The organism is Streptomyces siamensis (genome assembly GCF_039543605.1).
Classification (GTDB): Bacteria; Actinomycetota; Actinomycetes; order Streptomycetales; family Streptomycetaceae; genus Streptomyces; species Streptomyces siamensis.
This window is the reverse complement of record NZ_BAABKB010000013.1, coordinates 208,277-224,313: the sequence shown is the minus strand read 5'-3', so window position 1 is coordinate 224,313 and position 16,037 is coordinate 208,277. Positions and strand designations below refer to the sequence as shown.

The window sequence follows — 16,037 nt, the reverse complement described above, 5'->3', positions numbered from 1 at the left end:
AGGCCGCTGCATGTCTGGAGCTCGTACGCCGGTCGGGCCAACCGAGAGGGGGGCCGCGAAGCAGACCGTCACGATCAGCTTCGCCGGGTTCAACCGGGCCTGGGCGGCCTGGATCGGGGACCGCCTGGAGCGACGCGGCCATCGCGTCGTGTACCAGCGCTGGGACTCCCCGGCCGAAGTCGCGCTCGTGGACCTGCTGCGCGACCTGATGCTGGCCCAGGGCCGCATCCTCGTCATCGTCAGCGAGTGGTACTTCCAGCTGGGCCCGCGCACCCACGAGGAGTGGAACACCGCCCTGCGCGAGGTCGTCGCCCCCGATCCGTCCCGGTTCGCGGCCGTCTCCGTCACCAACAGCACCCTGCCGGCCGCCGCCGCCGTCCTCGGCGCGGTGGAGCTGAACAACATGGGTGCCGATGAGGCCGAACGGCGCGTCCTGGACCGTCTCGACCTGCCCGCCGACCCGCTCCCGGTCCCCGCCGACGGCGCCCGCCAGGGCCCCCGCTTCCCCGCGGCCATGCCCGAGGTGTGGGGCGGAGTACCGCGCCGCAACACCCGCTTCACCGGCCGTGAGCCGCTCCTGAACGACGCCTACCACCTGCTCCAGGGCGCCGAGCCGGGCGCGGGCGTGGTCACCCTGCACGGCATGTCCGGCGTGGGCAAGACACAGCTTGCGGCCGAGTACGTCTACCGATTCGGCTCCGAGTACGACGTCGTGTGGTGGGTCAACGCCGAGAAGCGCGTCACCTACCGGCGCCGACTGGCGGAACTGGCACCCCAGTTGGGGCTGAGCACCGGCGCCGAGTACGGCGAGCGGCTGCGCGCCGTGCGGGACTCGCTGCGCCGCGGCGACCCGTACGCGCGCTGGCTGCTCATCCTGGACGGCGCGGACGAACCGGACCAGATCTGGGACCTGGTGCCCAACGGCCCCGGACACGTCCTGATCACCTCGCGCAACCCCGAGTGGAGCGAGCACAACAGCCGACTGCTGGAGGTCCCGGTCTACGACCGCGACGAGTCGGTCGCCTTCATCCGCCGGCGCGCCCCGCGGCTCTCGGAGGCCGAGGCCGACCAGCTCGCCGAGGCACTGGAGGACCTGCCCCTCCTGCTCGACCAGACCGCCGGCTGGCTCAACGACTCGGCCCTCTCCGTCGAGGAGTACATCGGCCTCCTCGAGGGCGGCATCGACCAGGACGTCGTCAAGATCTCGACCGACTTCCCGGTCGCCTTCCAGACCGCCTGGTCGATACTGCTGAACAAGCTCCGCGACACCGTCCCGGAGTCCGTGGACCTGCTGCGCCTGTGCACCTTCTTCGCGCCCGGATTCATCCCCGTGCGCCTGCTGAAGGAGATGCCGCACGACGAGCTCCCCGAACAGATCGCCGGCCTCCTCAACGACCCTCTCCTGTGGAACAAGGCGATCAACCAGCTCCGCCAGTACTCCGTCGTCCGCCTGGAGTCCCACGAGTCGGCCGGCGACGAGACCTCCTCCTCCGGCGAGTCCCTCTACCTGCACCGCATGGTCCACCAGATCGTCCACAAGGACATGCCCGACGAGGACCGTGCCGAGTTCATCGAGGTGGTGCGGCGGGCCCTGGCCGCGGCCGACCCCCGACGGCCCACCGACACGCGGCTGTGGCCCGGCTACGCGGAGATCGTCCCGCACCTGAAGTACGCGGACGTCCTGCAGAGCAAGGACCCGGCCGTGCAGACGCTGGTCTTCAACTGCCTCCGTTACATGTACATCTCGGGCGAGTACCGCGCGGGCATCAAGCTCGGCGAACGCGCCCTGAAGGCCTGGCGCAGACTGCTCGGCGAGAACCACCCCAGGATCTGGGAGCTGACCCACCACTACGCCAACCTGCTCCGCGCGGTCGGCGACTACCAGCGCACCGAGGCCATCGAGCGCGCCGCCGTCGACCATCTGCGCGAGCAGCGCGGCGAGCAGGACCTCGACCACTCCCGCGCCGTCAGCGGCCTCGCCGCCGACCTGCGCGGCCTCGCCCGGTACGACGAGGCCCTGACGCTCTCCCAGAGGCTCCTGGCGACCTACCGGGACCTCCTCGGCGAACAGGACTCCCGCACCCTCGGCGCCCAGAACAACCTCGCGGTCTCGCTGCGCCTGCTCGGCCGGTACCAGGAGGCACTCGACACCGACCGGCGGACGCTGGAGGCACGCAGACTGCTGCTGCGCGCCCGCCACCCCTGGACGCTCAACTCGGAGAACTCGTACGCCACCGACCTGCGCCTGCTCGGCCGGTACGCCGAGGCCGCGTCGATCCAGACCAAGAACATGCGGGAGAACCGCATCGTCATGGGCGCCGACCGGCCGCAGACCCTGGACGCCGAGCACAACCTCGCCCTGTGCCACTACCGCAGCGGCGACCGCGCCACCGCCGGACCCATGCTCAGCCGGGTCCTGGAGCGCTGCGAGCGCGTCCTGGGCGAGACCGACCCGCAGACACTGCGTTTCGCGACCACCACCAGCTGCTTCGCCCGCGAGCACGGCGACATCGATCAGGCCCGGGAGCTCGGCGAGTCCGTCGTCGCCCGTTACGAGGTGATGCTCGCCGAGGGCCACCCCTACATCGCCGGGGTGCGCGCCAACCACGCCCTGGTGCTGCGCAGTGTCGGCGAGCGGGACCACGCCCACGTCCTCATCGAACAGTCGCTGGCCGACCTGACCGCCGCGGTGGGGGAGGCCCACCCCTGGACGCTGGGCTGCGCCATCAACGCCGCCGCGCTGCGCAACCTCGTGGGCGACCCCGAGGGCGCCGCCGCGCTCAGCCAGACCGCGGTCACCCAGGCCGGCGAGACCCTCGGCCGCACCCACCCGCTGACGCTGTCCGCGCGCATCGCGCTCGCCGCCGACCTGCGCGCCCTCAGGGAGCGTCAGCAGGCCGAGAAGATCGAGCAGGAGGCACTCGCCGACCTGGCCGCCACCCTCGGCGACCAGCACGTCCACACCATTTCGGCGCGCTCCCGCAACCGGCCCTACTGGGACTTCGAACCCCAGTCGACCTGAGCGTCGCCGCACGCCCGCCGAAGGCCCGTACCCCTGGAGGGGTGCGGGCCTTTGTGGTGCGCGCCGTCGAATACCAGGTCGACTCCCAGAAGTGTGGGGCAAGCACTTTCAAGTTGTCGCGGACCGGACGCCTTCGGAAGTTCACTGCTGAACGGGAGAAAACCGCAGTGCCGAAGGGAGAAGCTGTGCCGCACGAAGATGAGCCGGCCAAGCGGAATGTGGCGCTGGTCGAGCGGATGTATGAGCTCTTCAACACCGGAGACCTGAGCCTCCTGAAGGAAGAAGTCTTCGCGGCGGACCTCGTATGGACGCTGCCCGGACGCAATCCGGTCGGTGGGGTCAAGAACGGACCGGACGAGGTCATCGCCTTCTTCGGCGGTCTCGTCAATTCGGGAATCAAGGTCGACATCGTTCAGATCGACGCCTGGGGCGACGACACCGTGGTCGAGGTGCACCGCGGATACGGCGAATCCCGGGGCGCCGAGCTGGACGCGCTGAACTGCACGCACTACCGCATTCGCGACGGGCGCATCGCGGAAGTCCAGGTCTACATGAGCGACCAGTACGCGGCCGACAACTTCTTCTGGGCCGCTTACGACTTGGCCCCCATTCCGGACAGGTGGGCCAAGTAGCAGGCCCGCACCCTTAGGTCGGAACCCAGACAGGAGACACACATGCCCATCATCGAGCTCACCCTGGTCGAGGGATTCGCCGACGACGACCAGAAGTCGGATGTCATCACCCGGCTCGCCAACGTGGTCGTCGACGTCTTCGGCGAGATCACCAAGCCGAACATCTTCTCCCTCATCCGGGAAGTGAAGCCCGGCTCCTGGTCCATCGGCGGTGTCGTCGCGGACGCGGAGATGGTGGCCGGCGGCAAGGCCATCTCCAACGAGCAGATCGCCCACCGGCTCGACGAGGCGCGCGTGGTCGCCGCCTACGCGGCGCTGGCGAGCGGCGACCGTGCCGAGATCGACAAGTACTGGGATGCCGACATGACGTGGCTGGTTCCCGGTGAGGCTCCGGTCTCGGGCCTCAAGCAGGGCCTCGACAACTTCCTCTCCTTCATGGGCGAGGTGGGCGCGCTCGCCGACAACTCCTTCGTCATGGAGCGTTCGGCCACCCTCGTGCTCGGCGACACCAGCGTCGACCTGACGCACAACACCGCCACGCGCGCCGGTGACACGTCCCGCAAGCTCGACATCGACGTGGTGCACGTCATGCGCTGGCGCGACGGCAAGATCGTCGAGGGTCGCGGCGCGATCTTCGGCAGCGGCACCACCGAGTACAACGAGTTCTTCGCCTGAGCTGCCCGGCCGCGGCCCGCGACGCGGGCGGCGGCCGGACGACGGTGGGCCGGGAGGCAGATGCCTCCCGGCCCACCGTCGCGTCGTGCGCCGACTGCGCGTGCTGTCCCGGGTGTTCAGCGACCGCGCGGGACGACCCGGTGCCCCACCGAGCCGTAGACCCACTGGGCGGTCTGCTCGATGAAGTCGAGCGGGAACCCGCGGCTGAACTCCGTCGGCGCCTCCAGCCGGGTCAGCTGCTCCGCGGAGAGCGACAGGCCGGCGGCGCCCAGGTTGTCGGTGAGCTGGTCGAGCGTACGGACCCCCAGGATCGGGTGCACCGACCTGTACCGCGCCCGCGTCCAGGCGATCGCCACCTGGGAGGGCGTGGCGTCCAGTTCGTCCGCGACCTCGGCAACGGCCTCCGCGACGGCACGGTCGCGCGGACTCATGTCCTGCGCCGACATGCGGGTCGGTCCGGTCGGCCTGCGGTCGGGCCGGGTGTACTTGCCGGACAGGGCGCCGCTGGCCAGCGGACCCCAGCCCGCGACGGACAGCCCGGTCGCCTCCGCCATCGGCAGCACCTCGCGCTCGACGTCCCGGTTGAGCAGGTTGTACGGCACCTGGACGGCCGAGAAAGGGGTCCAGCCGTGCTGCTCCGCCAGTGTGTTGGCCCGCGCCACCACCCAGGCGGGGGTGTCGGAGATGCCGAGGTAGAGGACCTTCCCCGAGCGCACCACGTCGTCGAGGGCACGCATCGTCTCCTCGATCGGCGTGTTCGGGTCCCAGATGTGCACCCAGTAGAGGTCGATGTAGTCCGTCCGCAGCCGGCGGAGACTGGTTTCGAGGGACAGCCTCAGGTTCTTCCGGTGATTACCGGAGGCGTTGGGGTCCGAGGCGTCGCGGTAGAGCGTGTACTTGGTGGACAGAACGAATCGGTCCCGGTCCTTCTTCAGTAATTCCCCGAGAATTTCCTCGCTTTCCCCTTCGCCATAGTTCACCGCGGTGTCGATGACATTTCCGCCGGCCTGCGCATAGGCTTCGACGATACGTTCGTATTCCTTGTGCGCGTTACCGTCGCGGTCCCGTCCGTGGAACGTCATGGCGCCGAGGAACAGTTCAGACACCCGTAGCCCCGTCTGCCCCAGCAGTTGATAGAGCATGTCTGTCCTCCTGTGTAGAACTCGGCCGCATGCTAGACGCCTGAGCTGCCGTGACACGCGTAGCACCGCGCGGGGCGACCGCACTGCGTCAGGTCGCGGCGCCCGGTGGTCCCCGCGCGGCACGCCATCGCGGGCGGTGCGCCGCGGCCCGCGGAGGGCGTCATCACGAAGCACCGGCGGCGACTTGACACAGTTCCCGCACCGCGGCCACGGCCGCGGACGGGCCCGCATTTCCGGTGCTAGCAATAAGAGCGGGCGATATCGCCTTCGTATGCCGGACAACCGGAAGGATGCATCGCATGCGCATCGGCGTATTGGGCACCGGAATGGTCGGAAAGGCCATAGCTTCTCGCCTTGTGGAAGTCGGACATGAAGTGCGTCTGGGGTCGCGGACCTCGGACAACGAGAATCTGCTGAACTGGGTCGAGGAGAACGGCGAGTCGGCCAGTGGCGGTACGTTCGCCGACGCCGCCGCCTTCGGCACCGTCGTCGTGAACGCCACCCGCGGCATCATCTCGCTCGACGTGCTGGAAGCGGCCGGCGAGGAGAACCTCGCCGGCAAGACCATCATGGATGTGGCGAACCCGCTGGTCATCACCAGTGAGGTGGAGCCGCCCTCGCTCGGCATTCTCAACGACGACAGCCTCGGCGAGCGCATCCAGCGCCGTTTCCCGACGGCGCGGGTGGTGAAGACGCTCAACACCATGAACTGCGACATCATGGTGAATCCGAAGGTGCTGTCCGGACACCACAACGTCTTCGTGAGCGGCAACGACAAGGCCGCCAAGGACGAAGTCGCCTCCCTGCTCGGCCAGTTCGGCTGGGGCGAGGACACCATTTTCGACCTGGGTGACATCACGACGGCCCGGGGTCCCGAGATGTTCGTCGCTCTCTATTCCCGGATGTTCCTGAAGATCCGGCACCTGCACTTCAACATCTCGGTCGTCTGGGACCCGAACGTGGAGCCGTTGCTGCCCGAAGGGGTGTGACGGAAGGCGGCTCGGTCCCCACGGGGCAGAGTTCAGAATTCGAGGAGCGTATGACAGCCGTGAAATCGGTAATCGACCGGCGCTGGGGTGTCTTCACCCTGCTGGCCATAGCGCAGTTCGTGGTAATCCTGGACATCAGCGTCGTCAACATCGCACTGCCGTCGATGCAAGCCCCGCTGGGGTTCACCCAGGACGGTCTGCAGTGGGTTGTCGACGCCTACATGCTGACATTCGGCGGCTTCCTGCTCCTGGGCGGGCGTGCGGCCGACCTGTTCGGCCGCAAGCGGATCTTCCTGCTCGGCCTGACCCTGTTCGGCCTCGCCTCCTTCGCCTGCGGTTTCGCCGACACCAGCGGACAGCTGGTGGCGGCGCGTGCGGCACAGGGTCTGGGCGGTGCGCTGATGTCGCCCGCGGCCCTCTCACTGGTCGTCGTGACCTTCCCGGAGGAGCGTGAGCGCAACCGGGCGATGGCCCTGTGGGGCGCCGTCGCCGCCGCCGGTGGCGCGGCCGGCGTCGTGCTCGGTGGTGTGCTGACCGACGCCTTCGGCTGGGAGTGGGTCTTCTGGATCAACGTGCCCCTGACGCTGGGCGGCGCGCTGGTCGGCGTACGCCTGCTCACCGAGGCCGAACGCAGCGGCAACGCCCGCCACTTCGACCTGCTCGGCGCGATCAGCGTGACGGCCGGTCTGTCCGCGCTGATCTACGGCTTCGTGCGGATCGGTGAGCACGGCTGGGACGGGCGCGCGGGTGTGGCACTGGCCGCCGCGGCGGTCCTGCTCGTCGTCTTCGTGGTCACCGAGCTCAACGTGCCGGAGCCCGTGGTCGACTTCAGCATCTTCCGGGTGCGTGGGCTCAGCGCCGCGAACGTCATCATGCTGATGTTCTCGGCCGGCGCCGTGGCCATGACCTTCTTCGTCACCATCTACGTCCAACGCGTGCTGGACTACGGTCCGATCGCGGCCGGGCTGTGCTTCCTGCCCATCGCGGTGGGCCAGGTGATCACCTCCCAGGTGGTCGTCGGCCGGCTCATGGGCAAGCTGCACATCTTCACCATCCTCGTGATCGGGCTCGGTCTGACCGCCGTCTCCTTCCTGTGGTTCGCCCAGCTGTCGACGGACGGCTCCTTCCTCCGGAGCATCCTCGGCCCCGGGCTCCTGCTCGCGGTCGGCAGCGGGTTCGCCTTCACGGCGCTCGTGGTGTCCTCCGTGTCGGGTGTCGACCCGGAGCGCTCCGGTATCGCCGGCGGCATGATCAACATGTCCCAGCAGATCGGTGGTGCCCTGGGGCTTGCCATCCTCGCCTCCGTGGCGAACTGGCGGAGCGACCGGATCGCGGACGGGCCGGTGGACGACTCCGCCCTCACCGCCGGGTTCCGGCTCGGCTTCCTCGTGGCCGCCGCGATGATCATCGTGGGTGCGCTGATCGGCTGGCTGGCGACGCGTACGCGGCCGGCCGCGCAGAGTGCGCCTGCCGCGCGGGTCATCGAGACCGCGGTCGACGAGCAGCACGCCTCGGGGGCCGCCTCCTAGCGAGTCGCGGGCCCGCGCCGTTCGAGTGTGGCCGCCCCCCTGCCCCCGCCGTCATCTCCTCCCCCGACGGCGGGGGCCTTCGCATGCACCGGCCCGCCCGGGTACGGCCGTTCCTCGCCCCCTCCGCCCCTGCCCGTCCCGTACCCGGGGCTCCGCCCCGGACCCCGCTCCTCAAACGCCGGAGGGGCTGTTTCAGCCCGTCCGGCGCTTGAGGACGAGGCCGTCCAGGCCGATCGGAGGTCCGGGGGCGGAGCCCCCGGAGGGCGCGCACACGCGTGCACCGGGCGGCGTGTTTCCGGTGCCGCCCGGTGCGGGGTCCTGCGGAGGCGTGACCGTCAGGCGTTCGCGCCCAGCGCGCTCACCACGTACTCCAGGGCGCCCATGGCCTTGGCGGTGCCGAGGCCGTCCATGTAGTCGCGGGCGTGGACGATCCGGCCGTCCCGGACCCGCAGGACCAGGATGCTGGGGACGAGGAAGGACTCGCCCGTCGTCGAGATCGTCCCCTCGAAGAAGCGCTCCGCGATGACGAGCTCGTGGTCCTTGCCCTCGTGGACGGCGACCTCGACGACCTTCTCCGTCCGCGCCGGGCTCTGCTCCCAGGCGGCCCGGTAGCCGGCCCGGACCTCTTCGCGGCCGTGGTAGTCGGTGACCCCGGGGAACAGGAACGGGAACTCGTGGACGGCGTCGACCGCGTAGAGCTCGGCGACGGCGTCCGCGTCCGCCGCGACGATCGCTCGGTGGTAGGCCTCCAGGACCTCGCGGGGGCTCAGGTCCGTGCTCGGGGTGTCGGGCATGGCTGGGGATCCTTTCGGTCGGCGCACGGTTCGGGCGGCGCACGGACGCTCCTCGTCCGTCGGCGCACAGCCGGCTCTCATCCTTGGCCCCGGGGACCGGCGCGACCGGGCTCCCGCGCGACAGCGGGCGTACATCGCCAAGTCGGGCCGGAGACAGGCTGACCTCGGCTCTGGGCCGCCCGCGGACCGCACGTCATACGCCGCCGGCACCCGGCCGCGCCCCGCACGGAAGGCCGCTCCGGCCCGCACCGGAACACATCCCGACCTGCGAAGGAACCGGTCGACGCCCTTCCGGGCACCGGTCCGCCGGCTTTCGGGACCGTGCCCCCGCCCGGCAGGCACCGGAGGAATGCCCGATGTGCGGAAGTGTTTCCGGCCACTTGCCGATATGGACCCATCACATCAGCCACTCGTGGTCGGCCCGAACCCGCGGAACGTAGACATGAGTTCGACGGTTCGCGGACCGAACCGAACGAGAGGACATCCCCATGAGCAAGCGCATCCTCGTCGTCCTGTCCGAATACGGTTACTGGGGCGAAGAGTTGATCGGCCCTCTGGAGACCTTCGACAAGGCCGGGTACCACGTCAGTTTCGCCACGCCGACCGGAAAGCGCCCCGTGGCGCTGCCGCCGAGCATGGACCCCGACTACATCGACCCGCCCCTCGGCCGCTCGGTCACGACGCCCGAGATGGCGGCGAAGGTCCGGGCCATCGACAGCTCCTCCCGCCTCGACGACCCGCTCGACCTGTCGTCCTGGCTGCCCGACCGCCCCTACCGCAGCAAGCCGTACTTCCTGCGGGACTGGGAGGCGTACAACACCCGCCTGGAGCAGATCCGCGAGCAGATCGCGGGCCGCTACGACGCGCTGCTCGTCGTCGGCGGCAGCGGCCCGATCGTCGACCTCGCCAACAACTGGCGGGTCCACGACCTGATCCTCGCCTTCCACGCCCTCGACCTGCCGATCGCCGCCGAGTGCTACGGAGTGGCCGCGCTGGCCTTCGCCCGCGACCAGGAGGACCGCCGCTCCATCATCCGCGGCAAGCACGTCACCGGGCACTGCATCGAGTACGACTACAAGGACGGCACCGGCTTCATGGGCACCGACTTCGTGATCGGCCCGCCGCCGTACCCGCTGGAGTACATCCTGCGCGACGCGACCGGCCCCGACGGCGCCTTCCACGGCAACTTCGGCAGGACGACCTCCGTCATCGTCGACTACCCGTTCATCACCGGCCGTTCGACGCCCGACTCGTACCTGACCGGCGAGAAGGTCGTCGAGGTGCTGGAGAACGGCCTGCGCCAGTGGGGTTTCAGGGCCGCCGGCTGACGGACCGGGCACGGCCGGGGGTCCGGGGGACCCCCAAAAGGCACAGTCGATCGAGAGGTGGACGCATCATGGTCAGCAGGCCCGCGCGGGTCGCGATCCTCGAACAGCTGCGGGCCGACGGGGTCCGGTACATGTTCGGAAACCCCGGCACGGTCGAGCAGGGTTTCCTCGACGAGTTGCGCAACTTCCCAGAGCTCGAATACGTCCTCGCGCTGCAGGAGGCCACCGCCGTCGGCATGGCGGACGGCTACGCACGGGCCACCCGCACGCCCACCGTCTGCCAGCTGCACACCGGCGTCGGCCTCGGCAACGGCATCGGCATGCTCTACCAGGCGATGCGCGGACACGCCCCGCTGGTGGTGCTCGTCGGAGAGGCGGGCCTGCGCTACGAGGCCATGGAGGCGCAGATGGCCGCCGACCTGGTCGGCATGGCGGAGCCGGTCACCAAGTGGGCCACCCGGGTCGTCGACCCGGAGTCCACGCTGCGTGTCCTGCGCCGCGCCTTCAAGGTGGCCGCCACACCCCCGTACGGGCCCGTCCTCGTCGTGCTGCCCGCCGACGTGATGGACCGCGACACCTCCGAGACGGCCGTACCGACGTCGTACCCGGTCACGGACAGCGTCCCCGACGCGGAGACGCTCGACCGGGCCGCGGGGCTGCTCGCCGGCGCGGAGCGGCCGATCGTCATCGCCGGCGACGGCGTCCACTTCGCCGGGGCCGAGAAGGAACTCGGCGACCTCGCCGAGACATGGGGCGCCGACGTGTGGGGCGCGGACTGGGCCGAGGTCAACCTCCCGGCCGAACACCCCGCCTACGCAGGCCAGTTGGGCCACATGTTCGGTGAGTCCAGCAGGCGCGTCACCGCCGCCGCCGACGCCGTGCTCGTCGTCGGCACATACACGCTGCCCGAGGTCTACCCGCTGCTCGACGGGGTCTTCGCCGACGGCGCCCCGGTCGTCCACATCGACCTCGACACGGACGCGATCGCGAAGAACTTCCCCGTCGACCTCGGCCTGGTGGCCGACCCGCGGCGGACCCTCGCGGGACTCACCCGTGCGCTCGGCACCCGCATGGACGACGCGAGCCGCGCACGCGCCGGGGAGTGGCTGCGCCGCAGGACCGCCGAGCGGGAGCGGCAGATCGCGGACGCCCGCCGCCCGGACGACGGCGAACTGGCCCCCACCGCCCTGCCGACCACGGCGTTCCTGCGCGAACTCGCCCGCCGGCTCCCCGAGGACACCATGGTGTTCGACGAGGCGCTGACCGCCTCGCCGGACATCTCGCGGCACCTGCCGCCCAACCGCCCCGGCCACTGGTTCCAGACCCGCGGCGGCTCCCTGGGCGTGGGCATCCCCGGCGCGCTCGGCGCCCGGCTCGCGCACCCGGACCGTACGGTCGTGGGCTTCACCGGCGACGGCGGATCCATGTACACCATCCAGGCGCTGTGGACGGCGGCCCGCCACGGCATCGGCGCCAAGTTCGTGATCTGCAACAACAGCAGCTACAAGCTCCTCGAACTCAACATCGAGGAGTACTGGAGGTCGCAGTCCATCGACGCGCACGAGCAGCCGGAGATCTTCGACCTCTCGCAGCCCGCGATCGACTTCGTCGGACTCGCCCGCTCGCTCGGCGTACCCGCCGTGCGTGTCGAGAAGCCCGACCAGGTCGAGGCGGCCGTCGCCGAGGCGCTGGGCACCGACGGGCCGTTCCTGATCGACCTGGTCACCGGCAGGGGGAGGGACTAGCCGTGCGGCTTTCCGGCCACAAGATCGCCGTCCTGATGGAGAGCGACTTCTACGAGCCCGAGATTCTCTACTACCAGTTCCGCTTCCCGGAGGAGGGCGCCGAGGTCCACTTCCTGTCCCGGCTCTGGGGCCAGGACTCGATGACCTTCCAGGGACACGAGCACCGGATGCCCTTCGAGGTCTCCGAGTCCTTCGAGGACATCGACGAGTTCGCCCTCAAGGAGTTCTCCGCCGTGATCGTCCCCTCAGGGATGGTCTCCGACCGGCTCCGCTACACCGAGGACCCGGACAAACTGCCTCCCGCGTCCGCGTTCCTGCGCCGCGCCTTCCAGGACCCGGCCATCGTCAAGGGCATCATCTGCCACGGCATGTGGCTCACCGCGCCGCTGCCCTCCCTGGTGCGCGGGCGGCGCGCCGTCGTCCACAACAACCTTCTCGGCGACCTGCGCAACATGGGCGGCGAGTACGTCGACGAGGACGTCGTCGTCCACGACGACCTGGTCACCGCGCGCACCGGCCAGCACTGTCACGTGTTCGCCCGCACCATCATCGACCTCCTCGCGAGCAAGGAGAGGCCGGGCGTCCCGGGGCGCCGGACACCGGTGAGGAGCGGGACATGACCGCCATCGTGCCCTCGCACGCCCACCCGACGACTCGGGAACGCATCCCGATCAGGGACATCCGCCCCCAGGTGCGCGGCGGGCTGGTGCCCGCCAAGGCGGTGCGCGGCGAGACCCTGACCATCAGCGCCACCGTCTTCCGTGAGGGCGCCGGCGCGGTCGGCGCCAACGTGGTCCTCTACGACCCGGCCGGCCGCCGGGGCCCCTGGACCCCGATGACCCTCGTGGACGCCGACTCCGACCGCTGGGAGGCCACGGTCGTCGTCGGGGCGGGCCGCACCGGACTGTGGACGTACACCGTGGAGGCCTGGGCCGACCCGCTCACCACATGGCGCCGCGACGCGCATCTGAAGATTCCCGCCGGGGTCGACGTCGAGCTGATGCTCGCGGAGGGGGCCCTGCTGCACGAGCGGGCCGCCCTCGGCATCCCGGACAAGGACCGCCGGGAGGCGGTGACGGCAGTGGCCGGAGCGCTCCGCGATGAAGCGAGCCCCTCCCCCCGCCGGCTCGAAGCGACCACCGGCCGTGAGGTGGTCGCCGCGCTGGAGAGCCACCCACTGCGCGAACTGGTCACCGTCTCCCGGCCGTTGCCCCTGCTCGTCGAGCGGCGGCGCGCCCTGGTCGGCTCCTGGTACGAGATGTTCCCGCGCTCGGAGGGCGCCGTGCTCAGGCCCGGCGCGCCCCCGGTGAGCGGCACCTTCGCGACCGCGGCCCGGCGGCTGCCCGCGATCGCCGCCATGGGCTTCGACGTGGTGTACCTGCCGCCCATCCACCCCATCGGGCACACGCACCGCAAGGGGCCGGACAACACGCTCACCGCCGGGCCCGACGACGTGGGCTCGCCCTGGGCCATCGGCTCGGCCCGGGGCGGGCACGACGCCGTGCACCCGGACCTCGGAACCCTCGACGACTTCCGCCGGTTCGTCGCCCGGGCGGGGGAGCTGGGCCTGGAGGTCGCCCTCGACTTCGCGTTGCAGTGCTCGCCCGACCATCCCTGGCTGACCGAGCACCCCGAGTGGTTCACCCAGCGCGCGGACGGCACCCTCGCCCCGGCCGAGAACCCGCCGAAGAAGTACGAGGACATCCACCCCCTCTCCTTCGACACGGACTTCGACGGGCTGGTCGAGGAGACCCTGCGGCTGCTGCGCCACTGGATGGACCAGGGCGTGCGCATCTTCCGCGTCGACAACCCGCACACCAAGCCGGTCGCCTTCTGGGAACGGGTCATCGGCGACATCGGGTTGACCGACCCCGACGTGGTGTTCCTGTCCGAGGCGTTCACCCGCCGGGCCATGGTGCACGCCCTCGCCCAGGCCGGATTCCAGCAGTCGTACACCTACTTCACGTGGAAGAACGACAAGCGGGAGCTCACCGCGTACGCGAGCGAACTCGCCCACGAGAGCTCCGACTTCCTGCGCCCCAACCTGTTCGTCAACACCCCGGACATCCTGCACGCCTACCTCCAGGACGGCGGCCGGCCCGCGTTCGAGGCCCGCGCGGTGCTCGCCGCGACCCTCGCCCCCACCTGGGGCGTCTACGCCGGGTTCGAGCTGTGCGAGAACGACGTGCTGAAGGGCGGCACCGAGGACTACCGGCATTCCGAGAAGTACGAACTGCGCCCGCGCGACTGGATCGCGGCCGAGGCCGGGGGACGCACCATCACCCCGCTCATCACCCGCCTCAACCAGCTGCGCCGCGCCCACCCCGCCCTCCAGGAACTGCGCAACCTGCGCTTCCACCACACCGGCCACGACCAGGTGATCGCCTACTCCAAGCAGGTGGTGCGGCCCGACGGCGACACCGACACCGTGATCGCCGTCGTGAACCTCGATCCGCACCGCATGTGCGAGACCACCGTCGACGTGGACCTCGCCGCGCTCGGCCTGCCCGAGGACGGCTCGCTGAAGGTGCGCGACGAACTCACCGGCGAGATCCACAGCTGGGGCCGCCACACCTACGTACGCCTGGAACCCGGGCTGACGCCCGCCCACCTGCTGGTTCCCGCCGGTTCGGGGGAGACGTCATGACCGTCGCCGTCGCGGAGCCCGTGCTCGAACCCCTGCTGCCCGCGCTGACGCCGTGGCTGCGCACCCGCCGCTGGTTCGGCGCCGGCGGCGGGGCCCTGGACTCCGTGAGGCCCGTCGTGGTCTCCGTCGTCCACGACGAGGCGCCCGTCCTCGTGCACGCCGTGCTCGGCGTCCCGCGGCCGGACGGCACCGAACAGCTCTACCAGCTCTTCCTCGGCCTGCGCCGCGCGCTGCCGGCCCGCCTCGCGGGCGCGGCCATCGCCACCGTGCCCGAGGGCCGCTGGCAGGGCTGGACGCTGTACGAGGCGACGGAGGACGCCGCGCTGATGGGGGTGCTGCTGCGCTCCCTCGCCGTCCGCGGCCGACGCGACGGCCCCCGCCTGGAGCGCACCTCCGCGCACCCGCTGCCCGTCGGTCTGGTGCCCCGCCCGCTGTCCGCCGACCAGAGCAACAGCGCGGTGGTGTACGGCGACCGGCTGCTGTTCAAGATCTACCGGCGTCCCGAGCCCGGACCGCACCTGGAGGTGGAGGCCCTGCGCGCCCTCACCGAGCGGCACTGCGCCCGTACCCCCGCACTGCACGGCACGCTGTACACCGACGCCCCCGGCGGCGAACGCCTCGTCCTCGGCATGTTCGAGGAGTTCCTGCCCGTCGAGGCGGACGGGTGGCAGAGCGCCCTGCGTCAGGTCGGCGACTGCCTGGAGGGGCGGGACAGCGCGGCCCCCGTCACCGGCGGCTTCACGGCGCACGCCCGCGCCCTCGGCGAGGCCGTCGCCGAGGTGCACGCCGTGCTCGCCGACGCCTTCCCGCGGACCAGGGTCACGCCGGAGGAGGTGGCCGAGGAGGCCCGGCTGATGAAGCGGCGGCTGAGGCTGGCCGCCGCCGAGGTGCCCGCTCTCGACCGCTACCGAGGCCGGATCGGCGCGCTCTACGACGACTACGCACGCCACGCGGGACGCGGCTGCCCCGTCTTCGCCCAGCGCGTCCACGGCGATCTGCACCTGGGGCAGGTGCTGCCCACGGCGGACGGCTGGCGCCTGATCGACTTCGAGGGCGAGCCGGACCGCTCCGCCGCCGAGCGCGCCGAGCCCCAGCCCGTCCTGCGGGACGTCGCCGGGATGCTGCGTTCCTTCGACTACGCCGCGCAGACCGGTCTCGCCGCCGTGCGGAAGCGGTCCGCCGACCGGACCCCGGGGCTCCGTCTGCGGCACGCCCGCCGCGCGGAGGCCTGGGCGATCCGCAACCGCCGGGCGTTCATCGCCGGATACGCCGGTGCCGGGGGCGCCGACCCGCGCTGCCACCCGGTGCCGCTGCGGGCGTTCGAGGCCGACAAGGCGGTGTACGAGGCGGTGTACGAGGCCCGGCACCGCCCGGACTGGCTCGGCATCCCGCTCACCGCAGTCCACCGGCTGGCCGGGGTGCGCGGCTGAGTGCCGCGTCGCCCGACCCGGGCCGCCACGGAGGACCCCCCGCACGGAGGACCCCCGCACGGAGGACCCCCCGCACGGAAGTCACGCCGATCCGACGGTTCGCC

The 16,037-nt window shown here is 71.0% G+C and carries 12 protein-coding genes; 10 read left to right on the top strand and 2 right to left on the bottom strand.

The features are described 5' to 3' along the window. Positions 1-10 precede the first annotated feature (10 nt). The 3 genes from fxsT to ABEB03_RS19665 all read left to right on the top strand — a co-directional run bounded on the left by fxsT (position 11) and on the right by ABEB03_RS19665 (position 4,329). Entirely contained in the window at positions 11-3,022 is a 3,012-nt protein-coding gene (gene fxsT / locus ABEB03_RS19675; protein ID WP_345650498.1) for an FxSxx-COOH system tetratricopeptide repeat protein, read from the top strand. 185 nt (positions 3,023-3,207) lie between these two features. Continuing rightward, complete coding sequence (locus ABEB03_RS19670) at positions 3,208-3,654, top strand: nuclear transport factor 2 family protein (protein WP_051370787.1); 447 nt, start codon at positions 3,208-3,210, stop codon at positions 3,652-3,654. Between the two features lie 42 nt (positions 3,655-3,696). Further along, positions 3,697-4,329 carry a nuclear transport factor 2 family protein gene (locus ABEB03_RS19665; RefSeq protein WP_051370789.1) on the top strand — a complete coding sequence of 211 codons (633 nt, stop codon included), beginning with the start codon at positions 3,697-3,699 and terminating at the stop codon, positions 4,327-4,329. Between the two features lie 116 nt (positions 4,330-4,445). On the opposite strand, the gene ABEB03_RS19660 is transcribed toward ABEB03_RS19665, so the two are convergent. Next, complete coding sequence (locus ABEB03_RS19660; protein ID WP_345650490.1) at positions 4,446-5,471, bottom strand: aldo/keto reductase; 1,026 nt, start codon at positions 5,469-5,471, stop codon at positions 4,446-4,448. Positions 5,472-5,770: 299 nt separating this feature from the next. Between ABEB03_RS19660 and ABEB03_RS19655 the strand changes: the two genes are divergently transcribed. Beyond that, positions 5,771-6,460, top strand: coding sequence for an NADPH-dependent F420 reductase (locus ABEB03_RS19655; protein WP_345650487.1), 690 nt, complete (start codon positions 5,771-5,773; stop codon positions 6,458-6,460). Positions 6,461-6,519: 59 nt separating this feature from the next. Beyond that, entirely contained in the window at positions 6,520-7,989 is a 1,470-nt protein-coding gene (locus ABEB03_RS19650) for an MFS transporter (RefSeq protein ID WP_345650484.1), read from the top strand. Between the two features lie 335 nt (positions 7,990-8,324). On the opposite strand, the gene ABEB03_RS19645 is transcribed toward ABEB03_RS19650, so the two are convergent. Further along, a complete protein-coding gene (locus ABEB03_RS19645; RefSeq protein ID WP_345650481.1) occupies positions 8,325-8,783 on the bottom strand; it encodes a nuclear transport factor 2 family protein in 459 nt (152 codons plus the stop codon). Between the two features lie 488 nt (positions 8,784-9,271). Between ABEB03_RS19645 and ABEB03_RS19640 the strand changes: the two genes are divergently transcribed. From ABEB03_RS19640 to ABEB03_RS19620, 5 genes are all read left to right on the top strand, one after another. Then, the gene (locus tag ABEB03_RS19640; RefSeq protein ID WP_028802113.1) at positions 9,272-10,111 is read left to right on the top strand and encodes a type 1 glutamine amidotransferase domain-containing protein; all 840 of its coding nucleotides are present in this window, start codon (positions 9,272-9,274) and stop codon (positions 10,109-10,111) included. Between the two features lie 68 nt (positions 10,112-10,179). Continuing rightward, entirely contained in the window at positions 10,180-11,856 is a 1,677-nt protein-coding gene (locus ABEB03_RS19635) for a thiamine pyrophosphate-binding protein (protein ID WP_345650476.1), read from the top strand. 2 nt (positions 11,857-11,858) lie between these two features. Next, on the top strand, positions 11,859-12,476 hold the full coding sequence (locus ABEB03_RS19630) for a DJ-1/PfpI family protein (protein WP_051370795.1): 618 nt from the start codon (positions 11,859-11,861) through the stop codon (positions 12,474-12,476). Continuing rightward, positions 12,473-14,503, top strand: a complete 2,031-nt coding sequence (locus ABEB03_RS19625) for an alpha-1,4-glucan--maltose-1-phosphate maltosyltransferase (protein ID WP_345650473.1) — start codon at positions 12,473-12,475, stop codon at positions 14,501-14,503. The genes ABEB03_RS19630 and ABEB03_RS19625 overlap by 4 nt, the downstream gene beginning before the upstream one ends. After that, on the top strand, positions 14,500-15,933 hold the full coding sequence (locus ABEB03_RS19620; protein WP_345650470.1) for a maltokinase N-terminal cap-like domain-containing protein: 1,434 nt from the start codon (positions 14,500-14,502) through the stop codon (positions 15,931-15,933). The genes ABEB03_RS19625 and ABEB03_RS19620 overlap by 4 nt, the downstream gene beginning before the upstream one ends. Positions 15,934-16,037: the final 104 nt, after the last annotated feature.